The sequence below is a fragment of the Streptomyces sp. NPDC046900 genome, assembly GCF_040644975.1.
Classification (GTDB): domain Bacteria; phylum Actinomycetota; class Actinomycetes; order Streptomycetales; family Streptomycetaceae; genus Streptomyces.
On the sequence record NZ_JBEYXD010000002.1, the window covers coordinates 313,505 to 328,827 of the forward strand.

Annotated in this window: 12 protein-coding genes; 4 read left to right on the top strand and 8 right to left on the bottom strand. The window is 71.2% G+C overall.

Annotated elements, in window-relative coordinates; all coding sequences use genetic code 11:
- Nucleotides 1-26 precede the first annotated feature (26 nt).
- A complete protein-coding gene (locus ABZ904_RS03550) occupies nt 27-2,162 on the bottom strand; it encodes a glycogen debranching N-terminal domain-containing protein (protein WP_360989649.1) in 2,136 nt (711 codons plus the stop codon).
- A 197-nt stretch (nt 2,163-2,359) separates the two neighbouring features.
- On the bottom strand, nt 2,360-4,237 hold the full coding sequence (locus tag ABZ904_RS03555) for a DUF4192 domain-containing protein (protein ID WP_361820902.1): 1,878 nt from the start codon (nt 4,235-4,237) through the stop codon (nt 2,360-2,362).
- Between the two features lie 133 nt (nt 4,238-4,370).
- Here ABZ904_RS03555 and ABZ904_RS03560 point away from each other — a divergent pair, with 133 nt between their 5' ends.
- Both ABZ904_RS03560 and ABZ904_RS03565 read left to right on the top strand, forming a co-directional pair.
- The gene (locus tag ABZ904_RS03560; RefSeq protein WP_360989642.1) at nt 4,371-6,644 is read left to right on the top strand and encodes a RecQ family ATP-dependent DNA helicase; all 2,274 of its coding nucleotides are present in this window, start codon (nt 4,371-4,373) and stop codon (nt 6,642-6,644) included.
- A gap of 232 nt (nt 6,645-6,876) precedes the next feature.
- The gene (locus ABZ904_RS03565; protein WP_359394500.1) at nt 6,877-7,512 is read left to right on the top strand and encodes a hypothetical protein; all 636 of its coding nucleotides are present in this window, start codon (nt 6,877-6,879) and stop codon (nt 7,510-7,512) included.
- Nucleotides 7,513-7,967: 455 nt separating this feature from the next.
- On the opposite strand, the gene ABZ904_RS03570 is transcribed toward ABZ904_RS03565, so the two are convergent.
- From ABZ904_RS03570 to ABZ904_RS03580, 3 genes are all read right to left on the bottom strand, one after another.
- Nucleotides 7,968-8,573 (bottom strand): hypothetical protein, encoded by a 606-nt coding sequence (locus ABZ904_RS03570; protein ID WP_359394498.1) that lies wholly within the window; start codon nt 8,571-8,573, stop codon nt 7,968-7,970.
- A 69-nt stretch (nt 8,574-8,642) separates the two neighbouring features.
- On the bottom strand, nt 8,643-9,344 hold the full coding sequence (locus ABZ904_RS03575; protein WP_359394495.1) for a ribonuclease HII: 702 nt from the start codon (nt 9,342-9,344) through the stop codon (nt 8,643-8,645).
- A gap of 140 nt (nt 9,345-9,484) precedes the next feature.
- The gene (locus tag ABZ904_RS03580) at nt 9,485-10,108 is read right to left on the bottom strand and encodes a TetR/AcrR family transcriptional regulator (RefSeq protein ID WP_359394493.1); all 624 of its coding nucleotides are present in this window, start codon (nt 10,106-10,108) and stop codon (nt 9,485-9,487) included.
- Between the two features lie 178 nt (nt 10,109-10,286).
- Here ABZ904_RS03580 and ABZ904_RS03585 point away from each other — a divergent pair, with 178 nt between their 5' ends.
- Nucleotides 10,287-11,834, top strand: a complete 1,548-nt coding sequence (locus tag ABZ904_RS03585) for an MFS transporter (protein ID WP_361820907.1) — start codon at nt 10,287-10,289, stop codon at nt 11,832-11,834.
- Nucleotides 11,835-12,268: 434 nt separating this feature from the next.
- Here the strand turns inward: ABZ904_RS03585 and ABZ904_RS03590 are convergent, their stop codons facing one another.
- From ABZ904_RS03590 to ABZ904_RS03600, 3 genes are all read right to left on the bottom strand, one after another.
- Entirely contained in the window at nt 12,269-13,174 is a 906-nt protein-coding gene (locus ABZ904_RS03590) for an ADP-ribosylglycohydrolase family protein (RefSeq protein ID WP_359394488.1), read from the bottom strand.
- A gap of 12 nt (nt 13,175-13,186) precedes the next feature.
- On the bottom strand, nt 13,187-13,846 hold the full coding sequence (locus ABZ904_RS03595; protein WP_359394486.1) for a histidine phosphatase family protein: 660 nt from the start codon (nt 13,844-13,846) through the stop codon (nt 13,187-13,189).
- A gap of 149 nt (nt 13,847-13,995) precedes the next feature.
- A complete protein-coding gene (locus ABZ904_RS03600; protein WP_359394484.1) occupies nt 13,996-14,601 on the bottom strand; it encodes a YdbC family protein in 606 nt (201 codons plus the stop codon).
- A gap of 150 nt (nt 14,602-14,751) precedes the next feature.
- On the opposite strand from ABZ904_RS03600, the gene ABZ904_RS03605 reads away from it, so the two are divergent.
- Nucleotides 14,752-15,285 carry a TerD family protein gene (locus ABZ904_RS03605; protein ID WP_360989627.1) on the top strand — a complete coding sequence of 178 codons (534 nt, stop codon included), beginning with the start codon at nt 14,752-14,754 and terminating at the stop codon, nt 15,283-15,285.
- Nucleotides 15,286-15,323: the final 38 nt, after the last annotated feature.

Genomic DNA, 15,323 nt, shown 5'->3' on the forward strand with positions numbered 1-15,323 from the left:
GCGCCGCTGCGCCGCGTCATCCGAGGTCACACCCCCAGCTGAAGTCCGTCGGCCGCCTCCTCCACCATGACGAGGCCGAGGCGGCCGACGCGCACGGAGAAGGGGGCACCGGCGAGTCGCAGTCCCGTCAGCGCAATCTCGCCCAGTGGGGCGCTGCGGATCGGTCTCAGGGTCACGGTCCGGGCGGGCGCATCCGGGCGGATGCCGGCGAGGGCGGTCAGGAGGAGCACCCCGCCGGCGGCTGCCGTGGCGGCGGGGCGGCAGGCCGCCGGATGCGGCAAGGGGGCGCTCCCTTCGGCCCGCGACTCACCCGCGAACATCTCCGGCAACCGGTATCCGAAGGCCTCCGCCGCCGACAGCATCCCGCCGAGCAGGGCGCCTGCCTGCTCCTCGTATCCGGCGGCGGCCAGCCCCGCGACGGCGACCGCCGACTCCTGAACCCGCACGGCTCCGCCGCGGTGTCCGAACGGGTTGTACGCCGCCTCTCTTGCGCCCAGGCCGCGTAGTCCCCAGCCCGAGTCCATGACGGGTCCGCCGAACAACCGTGCCAGCTGCTCGGTGTGCCCCTTGTCGAGCAGCCCGGGTGCGAGAGCGCCTGAGCCGAGCAGGCCGGTGTCCAGGAGATGGGCGGCACCCGCACCGAGGTACGGCACCAGGCGTCCGTCCCGGGTTCGGGCGGCAGCCGGTCTGCCGCCCGCACCGTCCTCGATCCAGAAGTCCTCGATGAACGCGTCACGGAGCTCCTCGGCCCACTCACGCAACTCCCGTCCGCCCGGTCGCCCCCACACCTCCAGCAGATCGGCGCCGAGCACCGCGGCCCGGTGGGCGTGCGCCTGGGTCTCGCAGCGCAGCGGCCCATCCGGCTGGGGGTCGGGGAGATAAACCGCGTCACCGACTGTGGTGCGCAGCCACCGCAGACAGCTCTCGGCCGCGGGGAGCAGTTCCTCCGTCTCCCGCTCCGGAAGCCCCCAGCGCCAGGCCTCCGCGAGGAGGACGGGGAAGAGCAGGGTGGCGTCGGTCCCTGTGCAGCCCGGGGGGAGGTGGGCCCCCGCGTCCCGGCGAGGGCCGGGGATCATGCCCGAGCGCAGGCCGGGTCCGCCGAGCTGAGTGCGCGCCAGCATGCGAAGGGTTCCCGCCGCGAGCCTCGTGCCGAGCGGCAGTGTCATCCGGGCCGCGGCCAGGCAGTCTGCGGGGGCCGGCCCGCAGCGCCACGGGGCCCCGGCCGCCAGATGGACGTCGGTGGGGTGCGCGGGATCCCGCAGCAGCAAGGCCTCGAGGTCCTCGACGCAGGTGCGCAGCAGGGGCTGAACTCTTGGGTCGTCGCCAGTGGCCTGGGCCTGCACGAAGGGGCTGGTCACCCCTCGCCGCACCGCCCGGGCTGATCCTGGGCCATCCGGGTGAAGCCGCAGTTCCACGGTCTGTGAGCCGCCGGGCGGCAGCTCGATTTCCCAGCGCAGGAGTCCGGCCGAGGCGAGCGCATCGGCAGGCGACGGGACAGCCGTGACCAGGCAGTCGCCGTTGCCCGAGGACCAGCGCAGACCCGAGTCGTGGACGGTGGCGGCAAGCTCAGGCCCCGAGCTGCCGGAGGCGACCGCTCCGAACTCGGCCAGGTCGGTACCGAGTGACACCTCAAGTGGCAGGCGCAGCGGGCGGGGAGCCGCGCTGTGCAGGACGATGCGCTCCGTGCCCTCCGCCGATCGGATGCGCTCCACGACGACGTCGGGGTCCGGGCCGGAGTCCGGTGCCACATGAACCGTCCCCACGAATCGGGCACGGTCGGCCCCGAGCATGCGGCCCTGGACGGCGAGCGGCTCCCGGCCGGCCACCCGCACCTGGCAACGGGACAGCACACGTCGGCCCGCACGGTAGAACCCCTCCAGTCCCTGTCCTGTGAGCTGTCCCTGATCTGTGGAGATCACCACTGCGGGCAGGGCGACGCAGATCAGGGCTGTGTGGGCGGGTGGCAGCTCCGCGACACCTCGGGGCAGGGGCTGCGGCGGGCCGGCCGTCTGAAACCGGTCGGTGTGCGCCGTGCGGGCCGACGTCCCGCCCGGCCTCCGTGGCGCAGTCGGCGGGGTGCCGCTGGGAGACTGGGGTGCGGGGATGCCTGGGTGGGGCGGGCGGTCGCTGCCGCGGGCGGGAAACGGTGTGGACAGGGGCATGAGGCGGCCTCCTCTGCGCTGGGTACGCCATGGCGGGCGCCCGGCGCCGGGTGAGGGCTCGGGAAGGTGCTGAGTGGTGCGGCGGGGCGACCCGAGCAGGGGTTCCGCACCACAAGTGAACGCAAGGGCCTTGCCCGTGGTCACGCCTGTGGGGCGGAAGCCGACCGAACGGCGGTAGGCCAAATGGAGGCATCCGCTCATGTGTCTCCGTCCTCCGCGCGATGGCCCGGTCCTCCGTGAGCGGCGGGGCGGTCGGTCGTGTCCCTGGCTCCCGGCCGCGACCCGTCGCCACCGGTCGGGGTGCCGGTGGGGCGCCGATGACGTGCATCGACTGTCCTGGGCGAATGCCGGTTCGTGCGACTGCCGGCGCTTGCGGCGCGGGGCAGGATCGCGCGGCTGCCACCGCTTGCCGCACGGGTCTTGCGGCGGCGACGCGAAGCGATCGTTGGATGCGGAGTGGCTGTGGACTGCGAAGTAGCCGTGTGATGTGCAGTGCCCGTGCAATGCGGAGTGTCCGTGGAATGGGAAGTGGCTGTGGTCTGCGGTGTCCGCGGTCCGGGTGCGGCCTGTGCCGGGTCGCAGCCGTCCCGCGACGGCTCGTCACCCTCCTCTACGGCCGTCACCCGTTCGCCTGGCTGACACTCGTCCCCCGTGACGACCCCCGGGCGATCACCAAGCACGTCCTCGGCGCTGTCGGGCGAAGCGACGCCGGCTTCGCCTTCGATGCGCCCACCGGCAACGACCCCCTCGCAACGGCGCGGCGGCGCGGCGCCCCGGTCCGATGTCGCAGCGGCGGGGCTCCGATCTCCGTCCCCTTCCGCTGGCTGTTCTGCGTCCCGTTCCGCTCGCTCGGCCCTCAGGCAGCGGCGGACGGTCTCCGGGTGCAGCCCCTCGTTGCAGGCCTGGTGCAGGAGGCGGGCGAAGAGGTAGTCCGGGTCCGCGCCCAGGGCCATGGCCAGGGCTTCGCGAGCCTCGACCTCGTCGCCGGTCGACCAGGCGACCCATCCGGCCAGCGTCAGGGGCGCGGCCGCGTGCTCGCCGTACGAGCCCACGCATCGGCGGGCCAGGGCGCGCCACAGCCTCAGTGCCACGGCGGCCTCCGGACCTTCCATCCACTCGGCTGCGCGATCACGGGTGGTGCGGTCCTGCAGACCGAGGATCATGGCTGCGGCCTCGTCGTGTCCGAGCAGTTCGTCGTCGCGAAGGTCCGCCGCCTGAGCGCTGGGTGCCCGTGCAGCTTCGGCGAACCTCGCCATGACCCGCTCGGCCAGTCCGAGCGTTTCCTCGGCCACGCCCTCACGTGAGTCACCGTGCAGGATCCTCGGGACGAGGGCCAGGCTCGCGGCGTCCAGCGCGACTTCCTGGTCGAGGGCCGCTGCCGTCTCCATTGGGCTCAGCCTGGCCCTGAACTCCTTGAGGGTGCCCCGCACTTGAAGTCCGGCATAGGTGGCGGCGGCCGCCAGAACGGACGTGCCGGGCAGGCCCATCGGCTGTCCCTCGGCCGGACAACAGCCCGGGCTCGGACAGCAGTAGGACCAGAAGCGGCCACCGGAGATACACAAGGCCTCCACCACGGGAACGTCGAGATCGCCGCACGCCGTGCGCAGCGACTGCGCGAGCGGCCGCAGGCGTTCCATCACGTCGCGTCCCGTCTCGCCGCTCCGCGGTTCCTGGACGAGGTAGGCGACCATGCTTTCCGGCCGGGTCCCTCTGCGCTCGCTGCCGGTCACGAGGCCGTGCGCCAGTTGCTGGGCCACCGACGGCCAGTCGTCGGAACGGGCGGGAATGCCGAGCCGTGCGCGCCCGCCGAACCTCCCGCGCTTGTCCCGGTCGTGCAGGGCGGCCAGCACGATGCTGTCCTCGGGCCGGTACCCGAGCAGGTACGGCAGAGCGTCGGCCAGGTCGGCCGGGGTGCGCAGGGTGACCTGCGTCTCGCCACAGGAACCGGCAGCGTGGCCATGTCCCTTGTACTCCGTGGGCCGGGCGCCGTGCACGGTGGGCTCCCCGCCGGCGTGCGCGGATCCGCCCATGTCACCGATGCCGGAGGACCCGGCCGCTTCGTCGTGGTTCGTCATGCCGCGACCATCTCGCGGATCTTGGAGTTCCGTTTGAGCCTGTGGATAACCACGGCCATGAGCACGCCAGGAGTTGTCCACAGGTCGTGGCCTCGCTCGCACGATGTCGGACCTATCGGGTTGCATGGACGGCATGACCGACGAACACCCGCGCCGCACGACTCACGAAGCCACACCGACCGCTGCAGACGACCTGCGTCCCGCGACTCGGTCCCCGCAGGGCCCCGGGGACCCGAGCGCCCCCTCGGCCCCGGCCGAGGCCGGCCTGCGTGCCGCGGCCGACGCCGTGCTCGCCCGACTCGTCGGCGCACCGGCCGGCGAAGCCCGGCTGCGCGAGGACCAGTGGCGTGCCATCGAGGCCCTGGTGGCCGGCGGACGCAGAGCCCTCGTCGTACAGCGCACCGGCTGGGGCAAATCCGCGGTCTACTTCGTGGCGACCGCGCTGCTGCGCGAACGCGGTGCGGGCCCCACGGTCATCGTGTCGCCCCTCCTCGCCCTCATGCGCAACCAGGTCGAGGCCGCGGCGCGGGCCGGCATCCACGCGCGGACGATCAACTCGTCCAACACCGAGGAATGGGAGACCGTCCAGGCCGAAGTCACCGCGGGCGAGGTGGACGTCCTGCTGGTGAGTCCGGAGCGGCTCAACAACCCCGACTTCCGCGACCGGGTGCTTCCCGAGCTGGCGGCCGCGACCGGCCTGCTGGTGGTCGACGAGGCCCACTGCATCTCCGATTGGGGCCATGACTTCCGGCCCGACTACCGCCGGCTGCGCACCATGCTCGCGGACCTCCCGCCGGGCGTGCCGGTGCTGGCGACCACAGCGACGGCCAACGCTCGCGTGACCGCTGACGTGGCGGAGCAGCTCGGCACCGGGGCCGGCACGGACGCGCTGGTCCTGCGCGGCCCTCTGGACCGGGAGAGCCTGAGCCTCGGCGTGGTGCGACTCTCGGACGCCGCGCACCGCATGGCATGGCTCGCCGACCACCTGGGTGAGCTTCCGGGGTCCGGGATCATCTACACGCTCACGGTGGCCGCGGCCGAGGAGGTCACCGCGTTCCTCCGCCAGTGCGGGCACACCGTGGCCTCGTACACGGGGAAGACGGAGAACGCCGACCGGCAGCAGGCGGAGGAGGATCTGCTGGCCAACCGGGTCAAGGCACTGGTCGCCACCTCCGCCCTCGGAATGGGCTTCGACAAGCCGGACCTCGGCTTCGTGGTCCACCTCGGCTCGCCCTCGTCCCCGATCGCGTACTACCAGCAGGTGGGACGTGCCGGCCGCGGTGTGGAGCACGCCGAGGTACTGCTGCTCCCTGGGAGGGAGGACCAGGCGATCTGGGAGTACTTCGCCTCGATCGCCTTCCCTCCCGAGGAACAGGTACGGCGCACGCTGGACGTCCTCGCGCGGGCGGACCGGCCGCTGTCGCTGCCCGCTCTCGAACCAGTGGTCGAACTGCGCCGGTCCCGCCTGGAAACGATGCTGAAGGTCCTCGACGTCGACGGTGCGGTGCGCCGGGTGCAGGGCGGCTGGATCGCGACGGGTGTCCCCTGGACGTACGACACCGAGAGATACGCCTGGGTGGCGAAGCAGCGCGAGGCTGAGCAGCAGGCGATGCGCGACTATGTGTCCACGTCGGGCTGCCGCATGGAGTTCCTGCGACAGCAATTGGACGACGAGGGAGCCGCGCCCTGCGGACGCTGCGACAACTGCGCCGGACCGCGGTTCTCGGACTCCGTCTCCCCGTCCGCGCTGGACGCGGCGCGCGGTGAGCTCGGCCGCGCGGGCGTCGAGGTCGAGCCGCGGAAGATGTGGCCGACCGGTCTGCCGGCGGTCGGTGTGGATCTGAAGGGGCGTATCCCGGCCGGGGAGCAGGCGACGCCGGGACGGGCCCTCGGGCGGCTCTCCGACATCGGCTGGGGCAACCGGCTGCGCCCGATGCTGGCACCTCAAGCCCCGGACGGTCCCGTGCCGGACGACATCGCGCGGGCTGTGGTCGGCGTACTGGCCGACTGGGCCAAGGGACCGGGCGGCTGGGCGGCGGGCAGTCCCGACGCACAGCCGCGCCCGGTCGGCGTCGTCAGCATGGCCTCGCGTACGCGCCCGAGGCTGATCCAGACCCTGGCGGGGCGGATAGCGGAGATCGGGCGGCTGCCCCTGCTGGGTTCCGTGGAGTACGCCGGCGATGTCCCGCGGGTGCCCCGGAGCAACAGCGCGCAGCGGCTCAAGGCCCTCGACGGGGCACTGACCGTGCCGCCCGCGCTGGCCGCGGCACTCCGGGAGGCGGATGGTCCGGTCCTCCTCGTGGACGACATGACCGAGACGGGCTGGACCTTGGCGGTGGCCGCGCGCATGCTTCGGAAGGGCGGAGCGAAGGGAGTGTTGCCGCTGGTGCTGGCCGTGCAGGCGTGACCCGTGTCGTCTCCAGGATCGCCTGGAGCAGAGGTACGCAGGGGATATAGGCCACCCAACACTAGAAATCGGTCGGAGGACCCGACTGCGCGTTGCTGCATTCCCCTTCGCCGGGAAGAATTGTGCTCTGTTCCCCGCACGGCTCGTCCATGGTTCGGTAGGGCTCTGCTGCGGTGTGCGCCCCCCGTCCGACCCCCGCCCGAAGTCTGGGCGCGTAGCCGAAGGGAGAATCGTGACCTTCGGATTCGCTCCGTCCTCGGCGGCGTCGATGTCGGCCTCCGCCGGACCGTTCGCCGCGTCCGCCAATCCTCTGCACCGGATGCTCGAGCCGGCCGAGTGGGCTGCGGCGGGGATTCCGCTGCTGCGCAACCCCCGTGAAGTCGTCAGCGAGCTGCACGGCCTGCACCGGCCGCGTCCCTCCATGGCCATGGTGGCTGTGCTGGATCCAGAGGAACGGCTGCTGGCGAGCGCTTCGTTCATCCGGCGCCCCGCTCCGGCGGACGGGTGGACGTTCCGCAATTCGCTGCTGGACCACTTGCGCCGGGTCATCCCGCACGACCTGCGGCGCCGCACCCCTGTGCGGACGGCCGTATTGGTCTATTGCCGTGAGGGGAACGGGCGTTGGACGGAGGAGGACGGGGCCTGGATGTGGGGTCTGCGCGATGCATGCACGCTCCACGGGCTGCGGTGCGGTGCGTACATCACGCTGACGCGTGACGGCTGGCAGGTCCTGGGCGAGGGTCGCAGCGGACGCCGCCCCAATGCGGACCCACCACCGGAGGCGTTCGACCTGGGCACAGCACCCTCTCCATCGCCGCGAACGGGGGGCGTCGCCTCGGAGATTCTGCGCCGGGCCGCCGCCCGCTGAAGGACACGGCACCGTCGCGAGCCTCGTACGATCCGGGGGCGTACCGACCGCTGAGGGGATGGCAGGTGCCGTAGCAGTCCCACGGCAACACGTCCGGTGAGCACCGCCTGGCGAGGGTGCGGAAGAGCGATACACGGGATCCTCGCCTCGCCTCAGTCCGACGGCACAGGCGGTCCGCAAGCCCGGCGACTGCGGCGACCTGTGGCGCGGCGGCCCGTCGACGCGGTGACCCGGCAACTGGGGTGGCCGGAGGACCGCGGTGACCGGCGACTGTGTGCCAGGTACTCATGCCACGGTGGGCTTTCCGCGCGCACGCATGCCGAAGCGACCGCCGTTCGGGTCCACCGATGTGGCGCTCTTCCCGACGGCCCACCGACGTCCGAACCGGCGGACCGGCTCCGGACTTCCGGCGCGGACGGGCGGGACGCGAGTGGACCGGACCGGGTCCGGACCGCTCAGACGCCCGCGCCCAGCACCGAGTTGATCTGCTTCGGGTCACCGCAGACGATCAGCAGGGCACCGGCCCGGCCGAGGGCCAGCGGAAGCGCGGTCGCCACGGTGTCGCCGGCGCCGCCGTTGACGGCGACCACGACCACCGGACGGGCGGCGGCAAGGCCGGCGGCGGAGGCGTCGGCGTAGAAGACGTCGTCACCGGCGTCGTGCTGCGCCCAGTACGCGCCATCACCGAAGGACAGCTCGTGCGTGGCCCATGGGTGTGGTTCGCCAGTGGTGATCACCAGCACGTCGCCGGGGGCACGACCGGACTCCAGAAGCAGGTCGACTGCTTCCTCAGCGGCGTCGAGCGCGCCCTCGGCCGAGGCCGGGATCAGCTGGATCTGCGGGGTGGCGGAGGGAGCGGACGGTCCGGACTTGGCCTGCTCACGCGAGGCGCGCTGGGCCGGCATCGGCCGTACGGACCCCGGACGGCCGGGACGTGCGGGGGCCGCGGGGCGGGGGCCGGGTACAGGACGAGGGGTCGGCGCGGTGCGGCCGGCAGCCGGCGTGGCGCGGGGACCCTGGGCACTCTCGTGAATCTGAGGCTCCTCGGGAATGAGAGGCATGAGCTGATATCTATCAAACGCCGGTGCGGCTTGCCCCGGCGGGTGGCACATGAGTGCGATCGGAACCGGTCAGAAGTCGAAGCCGAGCTGGCCCTCGATCTCCGACGCGCTTCCGACCGCCCAGTTGCGGACCTTCTTGAGATGCCGCCACTGGGGCAGCGCATCAAGATACGCCCACGACAAGCGGTGGTACGGGGTGGGGCCCCGCTCCTCCAGTGCGGCCTTGTGCACCGGCGACGGATACCCGGCGTTGGCCGCAAAACCGAAGTCTGCATGGTCGATACCCAGTTCGGCCATCATTTTGTCGCGGTGAACCTTGGCGATCACCGAGGCCGCCGCGACCACCACACACGACTGGTCACCCTTGATCACCGTACGGACCTTCCAGGGCGCCCCAAGGTAGTCGTGCTTCCCGTCGAGGATGATCGCATCGGGGCGGACGGGCAGCGCCTCCAGGGCGCGTACCGCCGCGAGCCGGAGCGCGGCCGTCATCCCGAATTCGTCGATCTCCTCGGGGGAGGCATGACCGAGGGCGTACGCCGTCACCCACTTCTCCAGCAGCACCGCGAGTTCGGTGCGCCGCTTGACGGTCAGCAGCTTGGAGTCGGTGAGGCCCTCGGGCGGTCGGCGCAGACCCGTGACCGCCGCGCAGACGGTGACAGGGCCGGCCCACGCACCGCGCCCCACCTCGTCGACACCGGCGATGATCTTCGCTCCGGTCGTTGCGCGAAGGGAGCGCTCGACGGTGTGAGTAGGTGGTTCGTACAGCATGGCGCCCTTAGCCTACGCCGCCAGGATCGCCGAGCGACACCCCGGTTTCCCCGGGCAACGGCACACCGGCCGACAGCCCGTTCGGGGCGCACGGCCACGGCCCCGACACAGCCACGCCCGCGCAGTCCGCAAGACCCGGTTCAGCCCTGCCCGGGCCGCAGCAGCGGCATCATCAACTGGTCGATCATCTCCTCGATGTCCTGCTCACCCCATTCGCTTCCGCACACCTTTGAGCGGTACATCATCATCGCCGGAATGACGTCGAAGACATATCCGTTCGCGGAGTCGGGCCGGACTTCGCCCCGCTCGATACCGCGGTTGATCACCTCACGGAGCAGCTTGATGGCGGGTTCCACCACACCCTCGTAGATCACGCCGTGGAAGCGCTCGGCCTGCCGACTGTCGCATTCGTGAATGACCGCGCGGAGCGCGAAGCCTGGGCGTGAGTACATGGCCTCGCGTGCCTGCCGGCACAACGCGAGCAGATCCTCGCGGACGTTTCCGAGGTCGGGCACCTCGTCAAGGCGCGGCAGTCCGGCTTGGAGCGCGTCCGCGACGAGGTCCTCCTTGGACGCCCAGCGGCGATAGACAGCGGCCTTGCCGGTCTGGGCACCGGCGGCGACACCCTCCATGGTGAGGCCGTTCCAGCCGACCGTACTGAGCTGTTCCAGGGCGGCGTCGAGGATCGCGCGCTCGAGCACGGCACCACGCCGGCGGAGCGAGGCCGACTGAGCGGAGGCGGCCATCCAGGACGAAGTACCCATCTGTATGTCTCCGTTGAGCATGGGGAAGCGGGGGGCTTTGAAGGGAAGGGGACGTGCGGTCTTCGCGGTGTCGACGGCAACGAAGTCAGTGAACGCTTGCGTTCACTGACGGGGACTCACTACCGTTGACGCGACAGTGAACGCGGGCGTTCACTAACGCACTTATGGGGGACCCATAGTGACAACCTCTCCGTTGATCCAGGAACAAACAGCCAAAACCGCACGCCGGACAGGGCGTCCCGGCATCGCGCTCACCGTCATCGCGGCCTGCCAACTCATGGTGGTACTCGACGCGACGATTGTGAACATCGCGCTCCCGCACATTCAAGACGCATTGCAGTTCAGCACGACCGACCTGACATGGGTGGTCAGCGCGTACACGCTGACCTTCGGCGGACTGCTGCTGCTCGGAGGCCGGGCCGGTGACATCCTCGGCCGGCGCAGGGTGTTCATGACGGGCATCTTGCTGTTCACGTTCGCCTCGCTGCTCGGCGGACTCGCCCAGGAACCCTGGCAGTTGCTCGCCGCGCGCGCTCTGCAGGGCGTCGGCGGCGCCATCGCGTCGCCCACCTCGCTGGCTCTCATCACCACCACTTTCCCAGAAGGCCCGGAGCGGAACCGGGCCTTCGCCGTCTTCGCCGCGGTCTCGGCCGGCGGCGGCGCGATCGGCCTGCTGGCCGGCGGCATGCTCACGGAGTGGCTCGACTGGCGCTGGGTCCTCTTCGTCAACGTGCCCATCGGTCTGCTGATCGCCGCGCTCACCCCGATGTACATCAACGAGTCGCAACGCCATCCGGGACGCTTCGACATCGCCGGCGCGCTCACCTCGACGGCCGGCATGGCGTCGCTGGTGTACGGCTTCATCCGCGCATCCGAGGAGGGCTGGCGGGACAACCTCACGATCGGGTCCTTCGGTGCGGCCGCGGTGCTGCTGCTGGCGTTCGCCCTGATCGAGATGCGGGCCAAGGAGCCGATCACCCCGCTGAGGATGTTCGCCGAACGCAACCGCTCGGGCACCTACGTGATCATGCTCAGCCTCGCCGCGGCGATGTTCGGCATGTTCTTCTACATCGTGCTGTTCGTGCAGAACGTGCTGGGTTACTCGCCCATCTCCGCCGGTATTGCCTTCCTGCCGGTGACGGTGGCGATCGTGATCGGCGCGGGCCTGTCCCAGCGGTTCCTGCCGGTGCTCGGCCCGAAGCCGTTCATGCTGGTCGGCGCCACACTCGTCGCGCTCGGTCTCGGCTGGCTGACGTTCATCAGCCCCGACAGCTCGTACGTCTCCGGCGTGCTCGGCCCGATGCTGCTGTTCGGCTTCGGCATGGGCCTGAACTTCGTGACGCTGACAGTGACCGCGGTGTCGGGCGTCGCCCAGCACGAGGCAGGCGCGGCCTCCGGATTGCTCAACGCCATGCAGCAGGTGGGTGGTTCGCTCGGACTGTCCATCCTGACCACGGTGTTCGGCACCGCCAGCCAGAACGAGGCGGACAAGCAGATACCGAAGTTCATGGCGAACGGCGCGCCCGAGCAGAAGGCGGAGTTCGCCAAGACACACCTGCTGCCGGCCCCCTGGGGACACGAGGTACTCGCCCACGGCATCTCGACGGCGTTCATCCCGGCCGCCGCGATGGCGGTACTGGCCCTGATCACGGCCACCGTGGTCATCCGGGTACGCAAGAGCGACCTGGAGGCCCTGGCCGGCGCGGCGGGACCCGCCGGGGGCTGAGCGACCCCTTCGCTCCTGCCCCCGCTCAGCGCGGACCGGTGGCGGGAGCACCACGACGTCGGAAGCGGCGTCCGGGCGAGGACGGCCGGGGCGCCGCTTCGGCCCGCCCGGGCGAGGACGGCCGGGGCGCCGCTTCGGCCGTCCACGCCCGCGGCCTGGGGCCGGTTCGTGCGCGCCTTCCCAGGGCAATCGCCCGGGACTGACCGGGCCTATCCAGGACGACTGCCCGGCTCCGGTTCGGACCTTGCCGCGCTGCCCACCCGGGCCAAGTCGCGCCTTCCCCCACAACGGCCGCCCGGGCCCGGTCGCACCTTCCCAGGACGAGGGCTCGGCACCCGGTACGGGTTCCCACTGCGGCGGCGTCCCCAGGAAAGAAGGTAGGGCGGTTTCACCCCGAGCCCGCGCGGGATGGCGTCCGACTCGACCCCGATCGTCTACGCCGACGGGGGCATCCAGGCCGGCAGCCGCTCCGTGCGCCGCAGCCACTCCGCGGGCGGCGCTCCCGCCTTCCCGGCGGCGAGCACTCCCCCGACGATGGCGCAGGTCGTGTCCACATCCCCGCCCACCTGCGCGGTCGTCCAGAACGCCTGCTCGTAGTCGCCGAGGGCGCGCGCGGCTGACCACAGCGCGAACGGCACCGTGTCATGCGCCGTCGTACGCCGCCCACAGCCGAGCACGGCCGCCACGGTGGCCGCGTCGTCGTAGTCGAACATGTCGCGGGCGCGCCGCAGACCCATGCCGACGGCACTCTTCGGTACGAGCGCGATCACCCCGTCGAGGAAGGCCTCCGGGCTCGGCGGCCCCGCAGGGTCCGCGGCCAGGGCGGCTGCCGCCGCGACGGCCATGGCGCCGACCACGGCTTCGCGGTGCTGATGCGTGGGGTAGGCCGAGATCTCCGCCTGATGGGTGGCCTGCTCGGGGTCGTCCGCGTACCAGGCTCCCAGTGGGGCCGTCCGCACCGCGGCACCGCTGCCCCACGAGCCATGCCCCCTGAACAGCGCGGCGGCCAGCTCGCGCCAGTCACCGCCGGCACCGACCTGCTCAAGGATCCGGTCGATCGGCGGTTCGTGCCTTCTGGCCGCGTCGTGGTGCTCCGCCAAGGAATGCGCCAGGGCGTCCTGGTCGACGCGGCGATGCGTGGCCACCACGGACACCACGGAGCAGGCCATCTCCGTGTCGTCCGTCCACTGCCAGGGGCCCGGCGGCAGCTCGCGGCGCTTGAGCAGCGCATAGTGCCCGGGGATGTAGAACTGTGCGCCCAGCGCGTCCCCCACCGCCAGCCCGCGCAGGGCGGCCAGAGCGCGTTCCCGGCGCCCGTGGAATGAGGAGTCAGCGATCATGGCATTACTACTCTATCCGGTGATCCAGTACGGCAGCGGCTCCCGCCAGCGCTCGAACGGGCGATCAAGCCGGTATTTGCCGTCCTCTCCGAGGAGGAGCATGCGCGTCTCGCCGTTCTCCGGATTGGACAGTGATTCGAATTCGGCGACCGTCCAGTGGAACCAGCGCATGCAGAACAGACGCATGGCGAGGCCATGGGTCACCAGCAGCACATTGGGCGGGTGATCGGGCGCCTCGAAGCTCCGGAACAGGCTCTCCAGGAAGCCGCCGACCCTGTCGTACACGTCGGCGCCCGACTCGCCCTGGGCGAAGCGGTAGAAGAAGTGACCGTAGGCGTCCCGGTACGCCTTCTGAAGCCGCACGTCGTCGCGGTCCTGCCAGTTTCCCCAGTCCTGCTCCCGCAGCCGGGGCTCCTCGCGAACCCGGACGTGTTCCGGGTCCAGATGGAAGGCGCGGAGGGTCTCGTGGGTGCGGCGGTACGGGGAGACGTACACGCTGACGCGCTCCGTGCCGAACAGCTCCCGCAGTCGCTTTCCCGTCTCCTCCGCCTGCTGCCATCCCTTCTCGGTGAGCGGCAGTGAGTGGTCGGGCTCGCGTTCGTACACGGAGTCATCGGCATTGCCCACCGACTCGCCGTGTCGGACAAGGACGATGCGCCGTGGTCGTGCCATGCCAAAACCCTAGATCGAGTGACGGCCGAAGTGGCACCCGAGGGGCCTCTCTACGGCATAGGTCACATTCGGCCGGCGCTCATCCGCACGGTCCAGTTCTCAAACTCGCAGGATTCGCCCCGGCGCCCGCACGTGCCGGCACCACGGGTTCACACGGTCCACGTCGGCTCGAGGTCCACGATGTCACCCGTGAGGGCTGCCACATCGGCCTCGGTCTGCGCCCTCAGCGCCAGACGTTCCACCCGCTCCTCGCGGTACTTGCCGTGCTCGGCGGCCGACTGCCACATGGACAGGATCAGGAACTCACGGCCCGGTGCCTCGCCGAACAGTCCGCGGATCATGCCCGGTGAGCCGGCCATCGCCGGATTCCAGACCTTCTCCTGCATCAGTGCGAAGTGCTCGGCCCGCTCCTCGTGCACCCTGCAGTGCGCGACCCGCACCAGGTCGGCGTCGCTGAAGCGGGGCTCGAACCCGGTCTTCACGTCGAAGCGGTAGTCGAACAGTCTGACCTGCTGGTCCTTGAACGTGCCGGACTGCGCGGCGGCCAGCCGGTCGTGCGAGCGCGCCATGAAGGAGTCGTAGAAGGCACGGCTCTCCCAGAACGCGAAGATGTGCGCCACGCCGGGCCTGCCCCGACTCCAGCCTCCGCCCTGTCCCCGGAAGCCCGGCTCCCCCGGAAGCCCCGCCCACTTTCGCTGCCCCCGCTCGAAACCGCGGCGGTCGACCACGGTGCAGCGAATCCACTTGACCAGCACCGCGCCATCGTAAGGCCACGGTGCGTGGCGTCGGTCGCTCTCCGGCGGAGTGCACCCGGGCGAGCGCCCGATGTACGAGGCACAATGGACAACTGACCCTCAGTGCACGGCAATTCACGCCGAGGGCGCCGACAACGGGAGGGACGGGTGATGAGCGGCCTCAACAAGGGCATCCGTAAGGCCGAGTTGGCGGTGAAGTGGGACCCGAGTCCGCCGGGACAGCCGCCCACCGACCTTGACATCGTGGCCGCGACCTATTCGGCGTCCGACCCGTACGGGGATCCCGCGTACGTCGTGCACTTCGGCAGCCGCGCCCCCGACGGCACGATCTACCTCAACCGGGACAGCCTCGACGGCAAGGGCTTCGGCTGGGACGAGGTCATGACCCTGGAGCTCTACCGGCTCGACGGCCGGTACGCGCGCGTGGTGGCCGGCGTGGTCATACAGCAGCAGTCGGGCCGCAGGACGTTCGTCGGCGTACTGAACCCGGCGCTGCGCCTGCGTGAGGGCTACACCGTCCTGACCGAGGACGACTTCGGCGGCGTACTGGGCGCGACGGCGGCCACAGTGGCCGAGTTCGTCCGCGACGCCTCCGGTGAGTGGACCTTCCACCCGGGCATCCACGGCTACGACACGGACCCGGCAGACTTCGCCCGCGTGATGGGCAGTCCGCGCGATTCCTGAGCGCCGTCCCACGAGAGAGCACAGACCGCGAAGGGCGG

Coding starts and splice junctions, on each gene's coding strand:
- ABZ904_RS03560 (WP_360989642.1), top strand. CDS start 4,371: ATGACCGACGAACACCCGCGCCGCACGACTCACGAAGCCACACCGACC.
- ABZ904_RS03550 (WP_360989649.1), bottom strand. CDS start 2,162: ATGCCCCTGTCCACACCGTTTCCCGCCCGCGGCAGCGACCGCCCGCCC.
- ABZ904_RS03595 (WP_359394486.1), bottom strand. CDS start 13,846: ATGGCACGACCACGGCGCATCGTCCTTGTCCGACACGGCGAGTCGGTG.
- ABZ904_RS03575 (WP_359394495.1), bottom strand. CDS start 9,344: ATGCTGTACGAACCACCTACTCACACCGTCGAGCGCTCCCTTCGCGCA.
- ABZ904_RS03580 (WP_359394493.1), bottom strand. CDS start 10,108: ATGGGTACTTCGTCCTGGATGGCCGCCTCCGCTCAGTCGGCCTCGCTC.
- ABZ904_RS03590 (WP_359394488.1), bottom strand. CDS start 13,174: ATGATCGCTGACTCCTCATTCCACGGGCGCCGGGAACGCGCTCTGGCC.
- ABZ904_RS03570 (WP_359394498.1), bottom strand. CDS start 8,573: ATGCCTCTCATTCCCGAGGAGCCTCAGATTCACGAGAGTGCCCAGGGT.
- ABZ904_RS03605 (WP_360989627.1), top strand. CDS start 14,752: ATGAGCGGCCTCAACAAGGGCATCCGTAAGGCCGAGTTGGCGGTGAAG.
- ABZ904_RS03555 (WP_361820902.1), bottom strand. CDS start 4,237: ATGACGAACCACGACGAAGCGGCCGGGTCCTCCGGCATCGGTGACATG.